At 70.3% G+C, this 17951-nt stretch carries 19 protein-coding genes; 10 read left to right on the top strand and 9 right to left on the bottom strand.

Going from position 1 to position 17951, the window contains the following annotated elements:
* Positions 1-27 precede the first annotated feature (27 nt).
* From FHR90_RS05900 to FHR90_RS05880, 5 genes are all read right to left on the bottom strand, one after another.
* The gene (locus tag FHR90_RS05900) at positions 28-414 is read right to left on the bottom strand and encodes a nuclear transport factor 2 family protein (RefSeq protein ID WP_176625041.1); all 387 of its coding nucleotides are present in this window, start codon (positions 412-414) and stop codon (positions 28-30) included.
* A gap of 42 nt (positions 415-456) precedes the next feature.
* A complete protein-coding gene (locus FHR90_RS05895) occupies positions 457-1716 on the bottom strand; it encodes an MFS transporter (protein WP_176625043.1) in 1260 nt (419 codons plus the stop codon).
* Between the two features lie 87 nt (positions 1717-1803).
* Entirely contained in the window at positions 1804-2283 is a 480-nt protein-coding gene (locus tag FHR90_RS05890; RefSeq protein WP_246330070.1) for a glycine zipper family protein, read from the bottom strand.
* Between the two features lie 31 nt (positions 2284-2314).
* Positions 2315-3361 (bottom strand): 2OG-Fe(II) oxygenase, encoded by a 1047-nt coding sequence (locus tag FHR90_RS05885; RefSeq protein ID WP_176625045.1) that lies wholly within the window; start codon positions 3359-3361, stop codon positions 2315-2317.
* 1 nt (position 3362) lies between these two features.
* A complete protein-coding gene (locus FHR90_RS05880; protein ID WP_221188225.1) occupies positions 3363-4163 on the bottom strand; it encodes a LytTR family DNA-binding domain-containing protein in 801 nt (266 codons plus the stop codon).
* Positions 4164-4322: 159 nt separating this feature from the next.
* Here FHR90_RS05880 and FHR90_RS05875 point away from each other — a divergent pair, with 159 nt between their 5' ends.
* Positions 4323-4820, top strand: coding sequence for a DUF6622 family protein (locus FHR90_RS05875; RefSeq protein ID WP_183274915.1), 498 nt, complete (start codon positions 4323-4325; stop codon positions 4818-4820).
* Here FHR90_RS05875 and FHR90_RS05870 read toward each other — a convergent pair.
* Complete coding sequence (locus FHR90_RS05870; RefSeq protein ID WP_266153116.1) at positions 4793-6058, bottom strand: RsmD family RNA methyltransferase; 1266 nt, start codon at positions 6056-6058, stop codon at positions 4793-4795. The genes FHR90_RS05875 and FHR90_RS05870 overlap by 28 nt on opposite strands.
* Positions 6055-7746, bottom strand: a complete 1692-nt coding sequence (locus FHR90_RS05865) for a DEAD/DEAH box helicase (RefSeq protein ID WP_338082152.1) — start codon at positions 7744-7746, stop codon at positions 6055-6057. Before FHR90_RS05865 ends, FHR90_RS05870 begins: the two co-directional genes overlap by 4 nt.
* Positions 7747-8101: 355 nt before the next feature.
* On the opposite strand from FHR90_RS05865, the gene FHR90_RS05860 reads away from it, so the two are divergent.
* On the top strand, positions 8102-9916 hold the full coding sequence (locus FHR90_RS05860; RefSeq protein ID WP_176624663.1) for a glycoside hydrolase family 15 protein: 1815 nt from the start codon (positions 8102-8104) through the stop codon (positions 9914-9916).
* On the opposite strand, the gene xth is transcribed toward FHR90_RS05860, so the two are convergent.
* Together xth and FHR90_RS05850 are read right to left on the bottom strand one after the other, a co-directional pair.
* Positions 9910-10695 (bottom strand): exodeoxyribonuclease III, encoded by a 786-nt coding sequence (xth, locus tag FHR90_RS05855; protein ID WP_176624666.1) that lies wholly within the window; start codon positions 10693-10695, stop codon positions 9910-9912. The two genes, FHR90_RS05860 and xth, sit on opposite strands and share 7 nt — an antisense overlap.
* A 19-nt stretch (positions 10696-10714) precedes the next feature.
* Positions 10715-11077, bottom strand: a complete 363-nt coding sequence (locus FHR90_RS05850) for a HesB/IscA family protein (protein ID WP_176624664.1) — start codon at positions 11075-11077, stop codon at positions 10715-10717.
* A gap of 42 nt (positions 11078-11119) precedes the next feature.
* On the opposite strand from FHR90_RS05850, the gene FHR90_RS05845 reads away from it, so the two are divergent.
* The 8 genes from FHR90_RS05845 to serS all read left to right on the top strand — a co-directional run bounded on the left by FHR90_RS05845 (position 11120) and on the right by serS (position 17877).
* Positions 11120-11749 (top strand): hypothetical protein, encoded by a 630-nt coding sequence (locus tag FHR90_RS05845; RefSeq protein ID WP_183274913.1) that lies wholly within the window; start codon positions 11120-11122, stop codon positions 11747-11749.
* Between the two features lie 82 nt (positions 11750-11831).
* On the top strand, positions 11832-12737 hold the full coding sequence (locus tag FHR90_RS17615) for an SPOR domain-containing protein (protein ID WP_183274912.1): 906 nt from the start codon (positions 11832-11834) through the stop codon (positions 12735-12737).
* A complete protein-coding gene (gene nagZ, locus FHR90_RS05835; RefSeq protein WP_183274911.1) occupies positions 12737-13804 on the top strand; it encodes a beta-N-acetylhexosaminidase in 1068 nt (355 codons plus the stop codon). Before FHR90_RS17615 ends, nagZ begins: the two co-directional genes overlap by 1 nt.
* Complete coding sequence (locus FHR90_RS05830) at positions 13801-14598, top strand: segregation/condensation protein A (protein ID WP_266153144.1); 798 nt, start codon at positions 13801-13803, stop codon at positions 14596-14598. Before nagZ ends, FHR90_RS05830 begins: the two co-directional genes overlap by 4 nt.
* The gene (scpB, locus tag FHR90_RS05825) at positions 14591-15217 is read left to right on the top strand and encodes an SMC-Scp complex subunit ScpB (protein ID WP_176626692.1); all 627 of its coding nucleotides are present in this window, start codon (positions 14591-14593) and stop codon (positions 15215-15217) included. The genes FHR90_RS05830 and scpB overlap by 8 nt, the downstream gene beginning before the upstream one ends.
* A 52-nt stretch (positions 15218-15269) precedes the next feature.
* Entirely contained in the window at positions 15270-15806 is a 537-nt protein-coding gene (gene tatB / locus FHR90_RS05820) for a Sec-independent protein translocase protein TatB (protein ID WP_183274910.1), read from the top strand.
* Between the two features lie 8 nt (positions 15807-15814).
* The gene (tatC, locus tag FHR90_RS05815) at positions 15815-16609 is read left to right on the top strand and encodes a twin-arginine translocase subunit TatC (protein ID WP_176624916.1); all 795 of its coding nucleotides are present in this window, start codon (positions 15815-15817) and stop codon (positions 16607-16609) included.
* A 2-nt stretch (positions 16610-16611) separates the two neighbouring features.
* Complete coding sequence (gene serS / locus FHR90_RS05810; protein ID WP_176624914.1) at positions 16612-17877, top strand: serine--tRNA ligase; 1266 nt, start codon at positions 16612-16614, stop codon at positions 17875-17877.
* Positions 17878-17951 lie beyond the last annotated feature (74 nt).

The raw sequence follows: 17951 nt of genomic DNA, 5'->3' as shown, positions 1-17951 counted from the left end.
CGGCATGCGATGGTCTTCGTCATTCGGTCAGGCTGTTCGGTTGCTCGATCTTTCGAAATCCAGCCGTAACGGAGCCGTATCGTAAATGATCGTCAGCTTCTCGAATTTCGTCCGTTCCACATTCAGCTCGAACACGTCGACACACTCGAATGAGGCCGACGTTCCATCAGCCAGGGTCCATAGGTAACGGAAATGCAGTGCCACGGACCGTGATGCCTCGGAGGTGTCAAAAATGTTCAACAATGTCGTGTCCGACCTGCTCGTATCAGCGAAGAGCTCGGCATAGAAATCGTGGGCCGGGCGCTTGCCGTAGAGTGGAGACACGACGCTTGCGCCTTCGGCAAACAGGGCGCGAACAGCATCAAGGTCGCCCTCGTTCAAGGCAGTCAGATAGTCGATGCAGAGCTGGTACATGGTCACTGAATGCCCTCGGAAATGTAAGGACGCCGAGGTCCTTTACCGCGCCGCTAGCATCTGCGCCGTCGTCATCGGCGCCGTGCGCGCCAGATAGGCCCCGATCGCGAACACCCCGATCAGTCCGGTGGCCACGAACGCCACCACGCCGGGCCAGCCGAATTCCGCCCAGAACAGCCCGCCCGCAGAGCCGACCACGCTGGAGCCCAGATAGTAGAACAGCAGATACAGCGACGAGGCGTGCCCCTTGTGGCTCTCGGCCAGCCGTCCCACCGCCGCACTCGCCGCCGAATGCGCGCCGAAGAAGCCGATCGTGACCAGCGACACGCCGGCGATGATCAGGGGCAGGGGGGCGGCCAGCATCAGCAGCGCGCCCGCCAGCGCGATGAGCGCCGAGATATTGAGCACCTTCGCCCGCCCGAACCGGTCGCCGAGCGGCCCCGACCAGGTCGAGGCCATCGTGCCGAGGATGTAGACGAGAAAGATCGCACCCTGCGCGCTCTGCCCGAGCGCATAGGGCGGCCGCTCCAGCCGGTAGCCGGTATAGTTGTAGATGGTGACGAACGCCCCCATCACCAGGAAGCCGATCAGGTAGTACCAGCGCATGCGCGGATTGCGCAGATGCATCGTCCAGGCGGCGAGGTGGTAATGCGGCCTGATGTCCGGCTGGGCGCGGAAATGCCGCGAGGCGGGCAGCAGCGCGATCAGACCGAATGCCGCGGCGAGGCTGATCGCCCCGATCACCCCCATTGCCACCCGCCAGTCCGACGCCTCCACGATGATCCCGGTCAGCAGCCGCCCCGACATGCCGCCGATCGCATTGCCGCCGATATACAACCCCATCACCGAGGCCAGGGCGCCGGGTCCGACCTCCTCGGCGATATAGGCCATCGCCACCGCCGGCGTGCCGCCGAGACATAATCCCTCCAGTGCGCGCAAGACCAGCAGGGTGTGCCAGCCCGGTGCCACTGCGACCGCGAGTTGGCAGACCGCCGCGCTGACCAGCGAGACCGCCATCACCGGCTTGCGCCCGAACCGCTCCGACAGCACCGAGGCCAGCACGATCGAGATCGCCAGCGACGCGGTCGACAGCGACAGCGCGAGCGAACTGTTCGTTGCCGTCACTCCGAACAGGGTGGAGAACAGCGGCAGCAGCGGCTGCACACAGTACAGCAGCGTGAAGGTCGACAGCCCGGCGAGGAAAAGCCCCAGCGTCACACGCCGGAACTGCGGACTGCCGCGCTCGATCTTGTCGATCACCTGCCCGGGGGTGAGGATCGTCGCGTCGGAGTGGTTAGCCATGTTTCCATCTATGGCCGTGCCCGGCCATGACGGCCAGTGCCTCGGCGGGCATGGCTGCCTCCCGCCGCATCACGAACCGGCGATCGGTCAATAGGGCGCGTAATAGGGGGAAGGCTGCACCACGACCGGTGGCGGCTGCACGATCACCGGCTGCGGCGGGACGTTGCCGTAGGACACCATGCACTGGAGATAGACAGTGTCGTACTGGCGCTGGATCGCGCCCTGATGGCCGCCCGAATAGCTCGATCCGACCCCCAGGCCCAGCCCCGCGCCGGAAGCCGCTCCGATCCCGGCCCCATAGCCGCCGCCGATCGCGCCGCCCAACGCCGCACCGGCCGCGGTCGCCAGAAGCCCGCCGACCACCGCCCGCTGATTGGCGGAACTGGCCTGCCCCGCCACCGCGCCGCCGGCCTGCTGCTCGCAGAAATTCTGCTCAGACACGAAGGTCGCATAGGGTTTGCCGGGCTTGGGCAACACCTGCACCATCGGGCCCATCGGCTGCTCGGCACAGCCCGACAGCGCCGACGCGGCGAGCGCGGTGGTGACGAGAAGGGGCAGCATGCGCATCGTTGGTTGTTCCTTCTGACGGACCACCAGTCTAACCCGCAATCGTGACCGGAGGATGAACGCTCGCCGATTTCTGCCGCACCGCCGCCTCGTCGAACACGAACGGCAGACAGGCGAAGCGCACCCCGCGCGTCACCGGCAGCACCGCATGTAACAGCGAGCACGAGAACACCGCCGCCCCGCCGGCCGCCGGCCGGTAGCGCGTGCGCCCAAACTCGGGAAAGATCAGCTCGCCACCCTCGAAATCCTCGTTGAGGTTGATCGACACCGCAAACCGCCGGTGGGCGGCCGCCGGAACCGTGTTGTCGCGATGCGCGCCAAACGCGCCGCGCTCCTCCGCCGCATAGGCGGCCAGCAGCAGCCGGTCCATCCGCGTCGCCTCGAAGGCAAAGGCGCGTCGGATCTGCGGCACCACCCGGCGCACCAGCCGCGCCTGCACCTGCCCGGCCAGCGCCGCATCGGTGATCGTGCAGTCCCGCCGGCGCTTGAACCCGGTATCGAGAACCGCCTGCGTGCGCCCCTGCGAATCGGCGGTGAACATTCCCGAGGCACTCGTACCGCTCGCCCGCAGATAGGCGATCAGCCGCGCGCAGAATTCCGGCTCGAACACCTCGTCGAGCAGCAGCACCGGCGCCGGCCCCTGCGCCTCCTCCACCCTCGGCAGCCCTGCCACCGTGTCGAGCACCCGTTCGGCGATCCCCGGCCCGTCCTCCGCCGCACCGCGCACCCGCAGCATCGGATCGAGCAGATACCACCGTCCCGAACCGCCATAGGCGCTGCCGACCGCCCCGTCCGCATCGAGGAAGTGCCGGATCCCCGGCAGTTCGGCCGCCAGCACGCCTGCATCGTCGGTATCGGCACTCACGCCGAAGAAGCTCGCCTGCCGGTCGTCGAACAGCGCGCGCCGCGCCCGGACTGCGTCGAGTGCCACCACCGTCAGCGGATCGCGACTTGAGGCATACAGATACAGCACCACATAGCGCCCTGCGCTCATGTCGAACGTGTAGTCGCCATGCGGTGTGGTGCAGCGCTGCCGGAACCACGGCGCGGGATCGCCGATCAGCAGCGCCTCGCCCATCTCAGAGCCAGCCTTCCGCGCGGCAGGCGGCGACATTCGCCCGGCTGACCGGCACGCTCAGCCCGCCGGCGAATTCGAGCGCCCAGGCCTGCCCGCGCCGCCGCGCCAGCGGTGCGGCATCGCGCGCCACCCAGAACGAGCGGTGCACCTGCAACCCGCTCTCCGCGCCGAGACCTTCCACCGCGTCGCGCAGCCGCAGCAGCACCAGCGCGTCGCCGGCATCGGTATGGATGCGCAGGTAGTGATCCTCCGCCTCCAGTGCGAGCAGCTGTGTCCCGGCCAGATGCGGCGCATGCCGGGCGAGAAACGCATCCGCATCGCCCCGCGCGCCATCCGCGAGCGCCATCGCTATCGCCGCCGCCTCCGGCGCCGCCTCGCTCGGCCCGGCCCGCCACCGCGTGCGCAGCAGCGAGATGATCGCCCCGAGCCCGACCGAGTTCAGCGTGAACACCGCGCAGGTCGCGGCCGACGGGATGTGCCTGAACGTCGCCAGCAGACACAGCGGCACCGCCGGCACCGCGGCAATCATCACGATGGCGACGGTCCAGCCGGGCCCAAGACACGCAGCCTGCCGTCCGTGCCGGCGCCGCCAGGCGAGCACCGCGCCTACGACGAGCACGATCGCCACCTCCCACACCACCACCATCGCCAGCCAGCCGCAGGCGCGTCTCATCGGCGGCAGCCGGTCGGTCCCCCACGGCGCGAGGAAGGTCAGCACCAGCACCGTCGCCGCCATCAGCAGCCCACGCCGCCGCAGTTCGGCGGGCCGCAGCAATTGCGCCATCACGCCCGGCTCGTTCATGCTCGTGCCCACCACCGCCATTCGCGCTTCGCCAGCGGATCAAAGCATCGTTTCGCGTAACCGGCGAGCCTTTCGCGCAATCGCGCTGGCCTCGCCCGCACTCCCCAGGCAGCACTGACCGCGTCCCGACATCCCGACGCACACAGAGAGCGCGCCTCCATGTCCATCGACCTCGACACCCTGCCGATCATCCTCGCCCACGTCCCGGTCTGGGTCTGGCTGTTGTTCGCCTGGCTGGTCTACAGCGGCCTGTGCGCGTTGCGCGACCGCGAGCAGCGCGTGGCCCGGCTCGCCATCGTCCCCGTGGTCTTCATCCTGTGGGGCCTGTCCAACCTGCTGCTCGGCCACCACGGCACCACACCGGTTCTCGTCTGGCTGGCCTGCGCCGTCGTGCTCGCCCCGGCCGGGCTGCTGTCGGGTCGTCGCCTGCGCATCGAGCCCGCGCGCGGGCTCGTCCATCGCCCGGGCAGCGTTCTGCCGCTGGTGCGCAACGTCGCCCTGTTCGCCGCCCAGCTCTGGCTCGGCATCGCCATGGCGTTGCACCCCGACCACCGCGACACCCTCGTCGCGATGAAATCGGCCCTCTCCGGCGCGATGGCGGGCTATTTCCTCGGCTGGGCGCTGGCCCTCTACCGGGCTGCCCGACCCGCCGCCTGACGCCCCGCGCGCGTGAACACCGACACGCTCTCGACATGCGCCGACCACAGGAACTGGTCGATTACGCTGACCGCGTCGAGGCTGTAGCCGGCACGAGCGAGGGCACCCGCGTCCTCGCCCAGCCGGTCCGGATTGCAGCTCACGTAAATCACCACCGCCGGCCGCGCGGCGGCGATCTCGCGGATCTGCACCGCTGCCCCGGCAAAGGGCGGGTCCAGCACCACCACGTCATTTTCCGCCATCTCGCGCGCCAGCACCGGCTGGCGCACCAGGTCGCGCCGTGCGGCCAGCACCCGCGTCCCTCCGGCCGCCGCCGCCAGCGCCGATGCCGCCGCCGCATCCCCCTCGAACGCCAGCACCTTGCCCCGTGCCGCGAGCGCGAAGCTCAGCGTGCCGATGCCGGCGAACAGATCGAGGATCCGGCCCTTCGCTCGCAGCCTCTCCGGCACGCCCGCCATCACCGCCGCGATGATCGCCGCCTCGCCATCGCGCGTCGCCTGCAGGAACGCCCCTGGCGCCGGCTGCACCGCATGACCCGACAGAACATGCCGTACCGGCCGCAGCTGGCAGGCGGTCTCCACCCCCTCGCGATCCGCCCAGCCGATCCGCGCGATCGCGTGGGTGGCGGCAAACTCCGCCAGGATCCGCCGCAGCGGCGCATCCAGCCGCCCAGCGCCGCGCAACAGCAGATCCGGCCCCGAATCGAGCCCGTTGATCGCCACCGACGCCTCGCGCGACAGGCCCGGAAACCGCCGCAACAGCCCGCGCAGCGGCTCCAGCAGCGCGAACAGCCTTGGCTCCAGCACCTCGCAGACGCTCATGTCCACCGGCGCGCCCCGCCGCCGATGCAGGCCGAGTGCCACCCGATCCCCCTCGCGCCGGATCGCCAGATCGATCCGCCGCCGCGTGCGCGGCGCGGCCTGGAACAGCGCCGGCGCCGGCGGACTGAACCCGGCCCCGCGCAGCGCCGCGCTCACCCGCTCGGCTTTCCACGCCAGCCCGGCCTGGCGGTCGAGATGCTGCAACACGCAGCCACCACAGGCCCCGAACAGCGCACAGGGCGGCGCGACGCGCTCGGGCGAGGCCCGCAACACCTCCGGCAGACCGCCATCGGGCGCTGCGCGCACGGTCTCGCCAGGCAGCGCGAACGGCACGAACATCGCCGCACCGCCGGCATGGGCGATACCGTCGCCTTCGCGGCCGAGTGCGGTGATGTCGAGCGTGGGGAGGCCGCTCACATCCCGTCGTCGAAGGGCAGATCGGGCGGCAGGTCCGGCACGGGAGCATCCGCGATCGGAATCTCGCGCACGATCACCGCGTCCGTCTCACCTTCAAGCGGATCGGGATAACGCTGCGCCGGCTCGGCCCGCGCCACCCTGTCGCGTCGCATCGGCAGCAGCATGAAGGCCGGGATCTCGGCTCCGAAGCCGATTTCCGCCGGGCCGAGATCGTCATTGTGACGCCCCCTGCGCTGGTCATGACGCTGCTCGCCGCGCTGGTCGTGACGCTGCTCGCTCCGCTGGTCATGACGCTGCTCGCTGCGCTGGTCGTGACGCTGCTCGCTGCGCTCGGGGCGCGGTGCGTCGCGGCGGCCGTCGCGCGAGGGACCACGCTCCGCACGCGGCTCGCGGCGCGTCTCCGGTTTCGGCTCGCGGCGCGGCCGCGGCTCCGCCACCGGCTGGGCGCTCTCCGCCACGGGTGCGGCGTCCGGCGCCTGCGGCACCGCCTGCGCCTCGCGGCGAGGCTCCTTGCCTCCGCGCGGAGCATCCTTGCCGCCCTTGTGCCCGTCGCGTCCGCGCCCGCGCTTGCCATCGCGCCCGCGGCCGCGCCCTACATCGTCCTCCGACCATTCGGCGGTCTCGATGCCGTCGAGTGTGATCGGCGGGATCGTCTTGTCGGTCAGCTTCTCGATGGCCGCCACCGCCAGCCGGTCATAGGGCGAGGCCAGCGTGTAGGCATGCCCCGACCGCCCGGCGCGACCGGTGCGGCCGATGCGGTGGACGTAATCTTCGGCATGCATCGGCACGTCGAAATTGAACACGTGCGACAGCCCGCCGATATCGATGCCGCGCGCCGCTACATCCGAGCACACCAGCAGCTGCAGCTCGCCCGCCTTGAACTTCTCCAGCGTCGCGAACCGCACCGATTGCGGCAGGTCGCCATGCAGCGCCCCCGCCTTGAACCCGTGCTTGAGCAGCGATTTCAGCAGCGTATCGACATCGCGCTTGCGGTTGCAGAAGATCAGCGCGTTGGAGACATCCTCCGCCCGCAGCATCGCGCGCAGCGCGCGGCGCTTGTCCTCCTCGGCCACCAGCACCAGCCCGGTCTCGATGGTGGTGGCCACCGACGACTGCCGCGCCACCGTGATCACCTTCGGGTTGGACAGGAACGCCTCCGACAGCCGCCGGATCTCCGGCGCCATCGTCGCCGAGAAGAACAGCGTCTGCCGGTTCGGCGACAGCAGCGACACGATCCGCTCGACATCGGGGATGAACCCCATGTCCAGCATCCGGTCCGCCTCGTCGATGACCAGGATCGAGGTCTGCGTCAGCAGCAGCCCGCCGCGCTCGAACAGGTCGAGCAGCCGCCCGGGGGTGGCGATCAGCACGTCCACGCCGCGCATCAGCGCATCGCGCTGGTCGGCCATGCTCTCGCCGCCGATCAGCAGCGCGTGGTTGAGCTTCAGATGCTTGCCGTACTGGACGAAGTTCTCCGCCACCTGCAACGCCAGCTCGCGCGTCGGCTCCAGGATCAGCGAGCGCGGCATCCGTGCGCGTGCCCGCGAGCCCGACAGGATATCCAGCATCGGCAGGGTGAAGGAGGCGGTCTTGCCGGTGCCGGTCTGGGCCACGCCCATCACGTCGCGGCCCATCAGCACCACCGGGATCGCCTGGGCCTGGATCGGCGTCGGATGGCGGTAGCCCATCTCGTCGATGGCCCGCAGCAGCGGCTCGGACAGGCCGAGATCGGCGAACAGCGGCTGCGGCTCGTCGGTGCTCACCGGGGGCGTGACCGCGATTTCGGTGGTGTCGGTCTGCGGGTCGTCACGACCGGAATGATCCGGTCCGCCATGGCCTGCGTCGGAGGCTGGATGTTCGCTCAATCATACTCTCGAAAGCTGCGGACGCCCATCTAGCCGCAACCGCGGCAGCGCCCGATCGGGCGCGAGGCCCGGTTTTCACCGCGTCGCGTATGGTCACAAACCCCTGCAAAGTCAAGCGCGCAACCTCTGCGCGACGGATGCTTTGAAGCTACCAATGACCTTGGGAGAGACGACCGCCATGAGCTACCGCCCGCTGCGCATCGAGGACTACGCCCTGATCGGCGACTGTTCGAGCTGCGCCCTGGTCGGTCGCAACGGCTCCATCGATTGGCTGTGCTGGCCGCGCTTCGACAGCCCGGCCTGTATGGCTGCCCTGCTCGGCGACGACGATAACGGGCGCTGGCAGATCGCCCCCGCCGATGCCGAAGCCACCGCCACCCGCACCTATGCCGATGGCGGCGTGGTGCTGGAGACCATCTTCACCACTGCGTCCGGCCGTGTCCGGCTGACCGATCTGATGCCGGTCGACGCCCCACGCCCCAGCCTGATCCGCATCGTGGAGGCGCTCGACGGCACCGTCGCGATGCGCTCCGAGCTCAAGCTGCGCTTCGACTACGGCGTCTCCGTTCCCTGGGTGTCGCGCTTGCCCGGCGAGGAGCATGCCATCGCCTGCATCGCCGGTCCGTCGATGGTGGTCCTGCGCGCCACGACCGCGCTGGCCGGCGAGGACATGGCCACCATCGCCGAGTTCTCGGTCGCGAAGGGCGAGCGCCACATCTTCGCGATGTCGTGGAACGACAGCCACAAATCCCCGCCCGAACCGCTCGACATTCCGCATCTGCTCTCCCACACCGACGATTTCTGGAAACAGTGGTCGCAGCGCTGCACCGTGCAGGACGGTCCCTATGCGAGCGAGATCCGTCGCTCGCTGGTGACCCTCAAGGCGATGACCTTCGCGGCCACCGGCGGCATTGTCGCGGCCCCCACCACCTCGCTGCCCGAACAGCTCGGCGGCCCGCGCAACTGGGACTACCGCTATTGCTGGCTGCGCGACGCGGCGATCACCCTTTTTGCCCTGATCCGCGGCGGCTACGAGGAAGAGGCCACCGCCTGGCGCGACTGGCTGCAGCGCAGCATCGCCGGCAGCCCCGACCAGCTCCAGATCATGTATGGCCTCTCGGGCGAACGTCAGCTCGTCGAATGGGAGGCGGACTGGCTCGCCGGCTACGAGAACTCCAGCCCCGTGCGCGTCGGCAACGCCGCCGCCGGCCAGCTCCAGCTCGATGTCTACGGCGAGGTCTCCTCGGCCCTGCACCTGTCGCGCACTAACGGCATGCCCGGGCTTGGCGACGGCTGGAAGCTCCAACTCAATCTGCTCGAACACCTGGAGACCATCTGGCAGGACCCCGACGAGGGCATGTGGGAGGTCCGCGGCGGCCGCAAGCCCTTCACGGTATCGAAGGCGATGTGCTGGCTGGCCTTCGACCGTGCGCTCAAGGACATGGACAAGTTCGGCTTCGACGGGCCGCGCGAACGCTGGAGCGCACTGCGCGACGAAATCCACGCCACCGTCTGCCGCGAAGGCATCGACCCCGAACGCAACTGCTTCACCCAGTATTTCGGCGGCAAGGGGCTCGATGCCGGCCTGCTGCTGCTGCCGCTGATCGGCTTCCTGCCGGCGTCCGATCCGCGCATCACCGCCACCATCGCCGCGGTCGAAACCGATCTGATCGAGGACGGCTTCGTGCTGCGCTACCGCACCGATGACGGCACCGACGGCCTGCCCGGCCACGAGGGCGCCTTCCTCGCCTGCACCTTCTGGCTGGTCGAGGTCTACGCCATGTCGGGCCGCATCGACGAAGCCCGCGCGCTTTACGAACGCCTGCTCGGCTACGGCAACGATCTCGGCCTGTTCTCCGAGGAGTACGACACCGCGGCCCAACGCCAGGTCGGCAACTTCCCCCAGGCCTTCACCCATGTCGGCCTCGTCAGCGCCGGCATGCGCCTGCGCAAGGCATTGGAAGGCGGCTCAGCGAAGGACATGCATCACTGAGGCTGATCGCCGAGGGTGACGACCACCGGCACATGATCCGACGGCTGTTCGGCCGCGCGCTCGTCGCGTTCGATGCGCACGCTCTCCAGCCGCTCAGCCAGGCGTGGCGACAGCAGAGCATGGTCGATGCGCAAGCCTCGGTCCTGCGGCCAGCACCCGGCCTGATAGTCCCAGAACGTATAGGCCGGCCCGCCTGGCTGCACCGCACGCAGCGCATCCGTCAGCCCCAACCAGATCAGTCGCCGGAACGCCGCCCGCGTCTGATCCCGGATCAGCGCATCGCCGGCCGGCAGCGTGCGCGGGGCGAAATCCACGTCCTCCGGACAGACATTGTAGTCCCCGGCCAGCACCAGATCGACATCCTCGTCCAGCAGACGCTGCGCATGGTCGGCCAGCGCGCCCATCCAGGCCAGCTTGCCCTCATACCCCGCCTCGCCACCGGAATTGCCGTTGGGCAGATACAGGTTGCCGACCCGCACGCCACGCGTCTCGACCTCGATATAACGCGCCTGCTCCGCGAGTGCGGGGTCCAGGCCCGGCAGGGCCCGCTCGGTTACCCGCACCGGCACCCGCGACAGCACCGCGACCCCGTTATACGCCTTCTGCCCGACGATCTCGGCGCCATAGCCGGCTTGGGCGAACGCCTCGGCCGGAAACGCCTTCGCCTCGCACTTGATTTCCTGCAACAGCAGCAGATCCGGCCGCACCCGGTCGAGAAACGCCGCGATATGCCCGGCCCGCTGCCGCGCCGAATTGACGTTCCAGGTCGCGATCGACAGGCTCACGGACGCAGTCGGCTCAGGCGACGGAGAAACTGGTGCCGCAGCCGCAGGACGAGCTCGCCTGCGGATTGCGCACGGTAAAATACGCCCCCATCAGCGAGGTATCATCGAAATCCAGCTCCGACCCGGACAGCAGGTCGAGGCTCACCGGATCGATCACCACCCGTGCCACACCGGTATCGATCACCAGATCGTCCGCCGCGGGGTGTGCCTCCAGCCCGAACTGATACTGGAACCCGCTGCACCCGCCGGCGAGCACGGCCACCCGCATCGCCTGGGTGTCAGGGCCGCCCGATTTCGCCTCACTGGCGACGATCCGCGCGATCCGCCGGGCCGCGCGGTCGGTGACGCTGAACGAGGGAGCGCTGATCTGGTCCATGCTCTCTAGATAGCGCCGCCCGCGACGTGATTGAAGAGGCGCATGCTCGATGGTTGCACCGACTTGATCGCTATGGCCGCCGCCTGCCTGCGCGCCGGCGGCGCGCCCGTCCGCGTCGCCCCGGCGCGGCACGGCACGGCACTGCTCGTCGCCCACCGTCCACATAACGCCGTCCTGCGCATCATCGCCCCGGGCCCGGTCGCCGCGCTTGGCCTGCAGACCGCCGGGGCAGGGCCGGTCGAGCTGCATCTCGACCCCGACGCGGTGCGCCGCGCCATCGCAGACCTGCCCAAGGTGGCGTCGCCGCCCGGCTTTCCCGCTGGCTTCGTCCTGCACGGCGGCGGCCTGCCCCGCATCGCCGCGATCCGGGTCTTCGCGGCGCTCGCCAGCTGCGGCCTCGACGCCGCCCCCGACTGGCCGGGCACCATCGACCCCGCCTCGCTGCCGCTGCTGCGCATGCTGCTGGCCGCTGCGCGCGAATGTGCCGCCACCCCCCCGGCGTCCTGGCTCGCGCGCCTTGCCGACGCGCTGGATGCGCAATGGCGGGCAGGGCAGGGACCGCTCATGCGGCTGATCGACTCTGCCGACCCCGACGCCACCACCGGCCGCCTCGCTCTGGCCGGCCGGGCGGCGACACTGCTGGCGCGCGCGGCGGCGGCAGGGCTGGTATGATCACCCCTCGCTCCCGAGTCGCGTGCGGCCGGGGCGTGTCCAAGGGCGTGCCCAGGGGCGTGCGTTAGGAACGGAGACGACGATGCGCGACGGCAGCGAGCGGCGCGAGCCCACCTGGTCCGGTTCCGCGGGCCGTGCGGCCGCGCGCGACGACCGCGACGAGTCCGCCTTCGCCCCGATCGGCCGCGCCTCTGCCGACACCACTCCCGAGCGTCCCCGCGCAGCTTCGCCGCACTTCCGCGACGACACCCCCGATCTCGGCATCCGCCCGCCGCCCTCCACCGACCGGGCCACCCGGCGCCTCGCCATCGGTGCCGCGTCGCTCGCCGCGCTGCTGGTGGTGCTGGTCGGCGCGTGGTCGCTGCTCGGTCATCGTCATCACGGGCTGGTGGTGATTTCCGCCCCGCCCGGCCCGGTGCGCGTCAAGCCGCTCAACCCGGGCGGGATGCAGGTGCAGGCGCTTCCCTCGCTCGGTGACGACGACGGCGACGGCAAGCCCAAACTCGCTCCGGCACCCGAACAGCCGCGTCCACAGGCGCTCCAGCATCAGGTCGACGAGGCTCGACGTGACGCCGCCCCGCCGCCCGCACCGCAACTGGCGGCCCCGCCCTCCGCCCCTGCGCCCGAACATGATTCGACGCCAGTTGCTCCGGTTGCTGCGGCACCCGCCGCCCCCCAGCCGGAGCCGAAGCCCGCTGCCGCCGAGCCCCTGCACCCGGCCCCCACCGGCCCCGCCACCGGCTCCCATCAGGTGCAACTTGGCGCGCTCGCGTCCGAAGTCTCCGCCCGCACCGAATGGAAACGCCTCACCGCCCGCGCCCCGGCGCTGCTCGCCGGCCATACGCCGACCGTCGAGCGCATCACCAACCATGCCGGCGAGACCTTCTGGCGCCTGCGCACCGGTGGCTTCGACACCACCGCCCAGGCGAGCGAGTTCTGCGTGCGGATCCGCGCCGCCGGCGGCGCCTGCACGCCGGCCGGGTTCTGATGACCGCCGCCGCCCCCGATCCGACCGAGACCGGCGGCCGGCTTGACGCCGCCTGCGGCCACGCCGCGACCGCACGCCTGCCGCAGCGCGCCTGCTCGGCCGCGATGATCGGCCTCGAATCGACCGCGCTCACCGACGCCGAAGCCATCCTGCTGCGCCGTCTGCGCCCCGCCGGCATTTTCCTGTTTCGACGCAATATCGGTTCCCCGGCCGCACTCTGCGCGCTCACTGCCGCCATCCGCGATGCGGCGGGGCAGGGGGTGCTGATCGCCATCGACCAGGAGGGCGGCCGTGTCGCAAGGCTGCGCCCGCCGGATTTCCTCGCCCACCCGCCCGCTGCCGCCATCTCCACGCCCCGCGCCGCCTGGCTCACCGGCGCGCTGATCGGCCTCGAAGCCCGCGCCACTGGCTTCGACATGGTCTCCGCCCCCGTCCTCGACCTCGCCGTCCCCGGCTCGGACGCGGTGATCGGCGACCGCGCCTATCGCGGCACCCCCGACCGCGTCGCCGCCCTCGGCGCCGCCATGGCCGAGGGCCTCGGCGCGGCGGGCGTGATCGCGATCGGCAAGCACGTCCCCGGCCATGGCCGGGCGCTGGCCGACAGCCATCTGCACCTGCCCGAGCTCGACGACGTCACCGAGGACGACCTCGCCCCCTTCATCGCCAACCGCGCCCTGCCGGCGCTGATGACCGCCCATATCCGCTACCGCGCCGTCGACCCGCTGCACCCCGCCACCTGCTCGGCCACGGTGATCGAGCGCATAATCCGCCGCCGCATCGGCTTCGACGGTCTGCTGGTCAGCGACGATCTCGGCATGCAGGCCCTGTCCGGCACCCCGGCCGAGCGCGCCGCCGCCGCCATCGCCGCCGGCTGCGACCTTGCGCTCGACTGCTCCGGCCGCTTCGACGACAGCGCCGCTACCGCCATCGCCGCCGGCGAGGCGGGCGAGGCGACCCTGTCGCGCATCGCCGCCGCCCGCGCCTGGGTCGCCGCCCGTCACCGCCGCGACCTCGCCGTCGCACCGCTGCTCGCCGAACGCAGCACCCTGCTGGCGATCCCCGCGTGAACGCGCCCGCGACCACCTCCATCGCTCCGGTGCTGCGCCTCGACGGGTTCGAGGGTCCGCTCGACCTGCTGCTCGACCTCGCCCGCGCCCAGAAGGTGGACCTCGCCCGCATCTCCATCCTCGCCCTCGTCGAACAGTATCTCGCCGCCGTCGAGGCCGCCCGCGCCGTCAAGCTGGAGCTCGCCGCCGACTGGCTGGTGATGGCCGCCTGGCTCGCCTGGCTCAAATCCCGCCTGCTGCTGCCCGCCGATCCCGCGGCGGCCGAGGAGGGCGAGATCGCGGCCGAGGTACTCGCCGCCCGTCTCGCCGAGCTCGAGGCGATGGTCGCCGCCGCCCGACTGCTCGCCGCCCGCCCGCAGCTCGGCCTCGACCAATTCGCCCGCGGCGCGCCGGAAGACCTGATCGAGATCGACCGCTCCGATCTCCTGCTCGACCTGCCGCAGCTGATGACCGCCTGGCTCGGCCTGGTCCGCCGCACCGCGCCCAGGCGCGTCTACCGCCCGCGCCCGATCCGCTTCTGGACCACCCAGGACGCGCTGCGTCGGCTCGGCCGTATGCTCGGCACCCTGCCGCCGGGCTGGAACCGCCTCGACCGGTTCCTGCCCGACCCCGGCGACAGCGAGGACATCGACCCGCGCCAGCAGCGCGCGGCCCTGGCCTCCACCCTGCTCGCCGGGCTCGAACTCGCCCGCGACGGTGCGATCGAGCTGCATCAGGAGAGCGGCTTCGGCCCGATCCTGCTCCGCGCCGCCAACGATACCAACGCCCCGACCCGCGAGGCTGCCCATGGATGACCATTCCGCCCGCTTCGACGATCTCGCCGAACAGCAGACGGCCACCCAGCACGACCTCGCCATCCGCCTGGTCGAGGCCGCCCTGTTCGCCTCCGCCGAGCCGGTCACTGCGCGTGCGCTGCTCGCGCTGCTCGCCCCCCTCGACCAGACCGATGTCGAGGCGATCGTCGCCCGCGTCGCGACGCGGCACGAGGGCTCCGGCCTGTGCATCCAGGCGGTCGCCGGCGGTTGGCAGTTCCGCACCGCGCCCGATCTCGCCCCGTTCCTGACCCAGGTGCAGAAGCGTCCTCGCCGCCTGCCGCGCGCGACGATGGAGACGCTGGCGATCATCGCCTACCACCAGCCCTGCACCCGAACCGAGATCGAGGAGATCCGCGGCGTCTCGCTCGGCCAGAACGTGCTCGAGACGCTGATCGAGGCCGAACTGGTGATGCCCTGCGGCCGCAAGGAAGTCCCCGGCCGTCCGACCCTGTGGGGCACCACCCCCGGCTTTCTCGAACGCTTCGGCCTGCGCTCGCTGCGCGACCTGCCACGCCGCGAGGAGCTGGTCGCCGAGCTGCCGGGCGTCATCGCCCCCACTCCCGAGCTGGACCTCGCAAAGGACGACGCGGCGGCGTAGTCTCCGGGCCGCCCCAGGGCTTACCCCCAAGGGCTTACCCCAAGGAAGGTCGATGTTCGATTTCAGTTGGTCCGAGATCGCGCTGGTCGGCGGCGTGGCCCTGGTCCTGATCGGCCCCAAGGACCTGCCCATCGCCATGCGCACCGTCGCCGGCGTGGTGAAGAAGGCCCGTTCGATGGCCAGCGAGTTCCAGGGCCACGTCGACGAGATGCTGCGCGAGGCCGATCTCACTGAGGCCCGCGACACGCTGCGTCAGATGCGCCGGCTCGACGTGCGCGGCAAGGTGATGGGCCTGCTCGACGAGGACGGCAGCCTGCGCCGCTCCGTGCGTGAGGCCACCACCCCGCCGCCCGCCTTCTCCGCCGCCGCACCCCCTCTGCTCGGCAGCACCGCCGCGCCCCCGCCCGAAGCCCCCGCACCCGCCTTCACCCCGGGCCCGTTCGACGCCACGGCGTCCGAACGTCTCGGCCCGGCCCCGGACGCCATCCCGCCGCGCATTGCCGCCGACATCCTGCGCCGCTCGGCGCCACGGCCCGATTTCCTGCCACCCGATCCGGCGGGATACATCCCGGGCCGACACGCCTACTGACTGCCAAGATGACCGACCGCGCCAGCACCGACCCGATCGACGACACCCCGATGCCGCTGCTCGACCATCTGGTCGAACTGCGCCGCCGCCTGTTGTGGTCGGGGGTCTCCTTCGCGGTGTTCTTCGCGCTCTGCTACCATTTCTCGGGCCGCATCTACCTGTTCCTCGCCCAGCCGCTGGCCGAGATCATGCGCCAGCAGGGTGAGCAGCCACATCTCATCTATACAGCGCTCTACGAGGCGTTCTTCACCTACATCCGGGTGGCGATGTTCGGTGCGGCGTTCCTGTCCTTCCCGATGATCGCCATCCAGGCCTGGATGTTCATCGCCCCGGGCCTCTACCGCAGCGAGAAGCGCGCCTTCGCCCCGTTCCTGATCGCTACCCCGATCCTGTTCCTGATGGGCGCCGCTCTCGCCTATTATTTCATATTTCCAACCGCCTGGAAGTTCTTCCTCAGTTTCCAGACGAATACCGGCGGCGACGGCCTGCAGATCCAGCTCCAGGCCAAGGTCAGCGAGTATCTCGCTCTGGTGATGAAGCTGATCATGGCGTTCGGCATCTCCTTCGAGCTGCCGGTGGCCCTCACCTTGTGCGCCAAGGTTGGCCTTGTGCGCTCCACAGGCCTGCGCCGCGTGCGCCGCTATGCCTGGGTCGGCGCGTTCGTCGCCGCCGCGATCCTCACCCCGCCTGATGTCATCACCCAGACCGGCCTCGCGCTGCCGTTGATCGGGCTCTACGAGATATCCATCCTCTGCGCCAAGCTCGTCGAACCAAAACTCGAAGAAACCACGGAAAATCCCTGATCATGCACGATATCCGCGCGCTCCGCGCCGATCCGGCAGCGTTCGACGCCGCCCTTGCCCGCCGTGGGCTCGCACCGCGCTCGGCCGAACTGCTGGTCCTCGACGAGGAACGCCGCACCGCCATCACCGCCCAGCAGGAGCATCAGCAGCGCCGCAATGCGCTGGCGAAGGAGATCGGCCAGCTCAAGCGCGGCAAGGCTGATTCCACCGCGCTGGAGGCCGAGGCTGTCGCCCTGAAAGGCGCGATGGACGAGCTCGAAAGCCGCAGCACCATCCTCGACCGCGCCATCCGCGACGCCCTCGCCGAACTGCCCAACCGGCTCGATCCGGAGGTGCCCGACGGCCCCGACGAGACCGCCAACCGCGTCGAGCACGTCCACGGTACCCCGGCCGAATTCGCCTTCATCCCGAGGCAGCATTTCGAGCTCGGCGAGGCGCTGGGCATGATGGACTTCCCCGGCGCGGCCAAGCTCGCCGGGGCCCGCTTCACCATCCTGAAGGGCTCGCTCGCCCGTCTCGAACGCGCGCTCGGCCAGTTCATGATCGACCGCCAGACGCTGGCCAACGGCTACGAGGAACGCACCGTACCGTTGCTGGTCAACGAGGCGACCATCTTCGGCACCGGCCAGTTGCCCAAATTCGCCGACGATCTGTTCCACACCACCGACGACCGCTGGCTGATCCCCACCGCCGAGGTGCCGCTGACCAATTCCGTCGCCGGCGAGATCATCCCTCAATCCGCCCTGCCGATCCGCCTGACCGCGCTCACCCCGTGCTTCCGCGCCGAAGCCGGCTCCGCGGGGCGTGACACCCGCGGCATGCTGCGCCAGCACCAGTTCGGCAAGGTCGAGATGGTCGCCATCACCACCCCCGAACAGTCCGACGCCGAACATCTGCGCATGGTCGGTCACGCGGAATCCCTGCTCGCCGAACTCGGCCTGACCTTCCGCCGCGTGCTCCTCTGCGCCGGCGATACCGGTTTCTCCGCCGCCCGCACCTACGATCTGGAGGTCTGGCTGCCCGGCCAGCAGGCCTGGCGCGAGATCAGCTCGATCTCCAACACCCGCGACTTCCAGGCCCGCCGCATGAACGCCCGCTACCGCCCGGCCGAAGGTGGCCCGGCCTATCTCCACACGCTCAACGGCTCCGGCCTCGCGGTGGGCCGCACGCTGATCGCGGTGATGGAAACCCATCAGCAGGAGGACGGCAGTATCGTCATCCCGCCGGTTCTGGCCCCTTACATGGGCAATATCGACAGGATCGGTTGATGTCCTTTTTTGAAAAAAGAACCAAAAAACTTCTGAAATTGTCTGGATGGCCCGTGGGGAACGAGCCATCTCGA

This window comes from Endobacter medicaginis, assembly GCF_014192375.1.
Classification (GTDB): Bacteria; Pseudomonadota; Alphaproteobacteria; order Acetobacterales; family Acetobacteraceae; genus Endobacter; species Endobacter medicaginis.
This window is presented reverse-complemented; position numbering and strand designations above follow the sequence as displayed.

Excerpts from the sequence above, each read along its gene's own strand:
- FHR90_RS05900 (WP_176625041.1), bottom strand. The coding sequence starts at position 414 with ATGTACCAGCTCTGCATCGACTATCTGACTGCCTTGAACGAGGGCGAC.
- FHR90_RS05895 (WP_176625043.1), bottom strand. The coding sequence starts at position 1,716 with ATGGCTAACCACTCCGACGCGACGATCCTCACCCCCGGGCAGGTGATC.
- FHR90_RS05890 (WP_246330070.1), bottom strand. The coding sequence starts at position 2,283 with ATGCGCATGCTGCCCCTTCTCGTCACCACCGCGCTCGCCGCGTCGGCG.
- FHR90_RS05885 (WP_176625045.1), bottom strand. The coding sequence starts at position 3,361 with ATGGGCGAGGCGCTGCTGATCGGCGATCCCGCGCCGTGGTTCCGGCAG.
- FHR90_RS05880 (WP_221188225.1), bottom strand. The coding sequence starts at position 4,163 with ATGAACGAGCCGGGCGTGATGGCGCAATTGCTGCGGCCCGCCGAACTG.
- FHR90_RS05875 (WP_183274915.1), top strand. The coding sequence starts at position 4,323 with ATGTCCATCGACCTCGACACCCTGCCGATCATCCTCGCCCACGTCCCG.
- FHR90_RS05865 (WP_338082152.1), bottom strand. The coding sequence starts at position 7,746 with ATGGGCTACCGCCATCCGACGCCGATCCAGGCCCAGGCGATCCCGGTG.
- FHR90_RS05860 (WP_176624663.1), top strand. The coding sequence starts at position 8,102 with ATGAGCTACCGCCCGCTGCGCATCGAGGACTACGCCCTGATCGGCGAC.
- FHR90_RS05850 (WP_176624664.1), bottom strand. The coding sequence starts at position 11,077 with ATGGACCAGATCAGCGCTCCCTCGTTCAGCGTCACCGACCGCGCGGCC.
- FHR90_RS05845 (WP_183274913.1), top strand. The coding sequence starts at position 11,120 with ATGCTCGATGGTTGCACCGACTTGATCGCTATGGCCGCCGCCTGCCTG.
- FHR90_RS17615 (WP_183274912.1), top strand. The coding sequence starts at position 11,832 with ATGCGCGACGGCAGCGAGCGGCGCGAGCCCACCTGGTCCGGTTCCGCG.
- nagZ (WP_183274911.1), top strand. The coding sequence starts at position 12,737 with ATGACCGCCGCCGCCCCCGATCCGACCGAGACCGGCGGCCGGCTTGAC.
- scpB (WP_176626692.1), top strand. The coding sequence starts at position 14,591 with ATGGATGACCATTCCGCCCGCTTCGACGATCTCGCCGAACAGCAGACG.
- tatB (WP_183274910.1), top strand. The coding sequence starts at position 15,270 with ATGTTCGATTTCAGTTGGTCCGAGATCGCGCTGGTCGGCGGCGTGGCC.
- tatC (WP_176624916.1), top strand. The coding sequence starts at position 15,815 with ATGACCGACCGCGCCAGCACCGACCCGATCGACGACACCCCGATGCCG.
- serS (WP_176624914.1), top strand. The coding sequence starts at position 16,612 with ATGCACGATATCCGCGCGCTCCGCGCCGATCCGGCAGCGTTCGACGCC.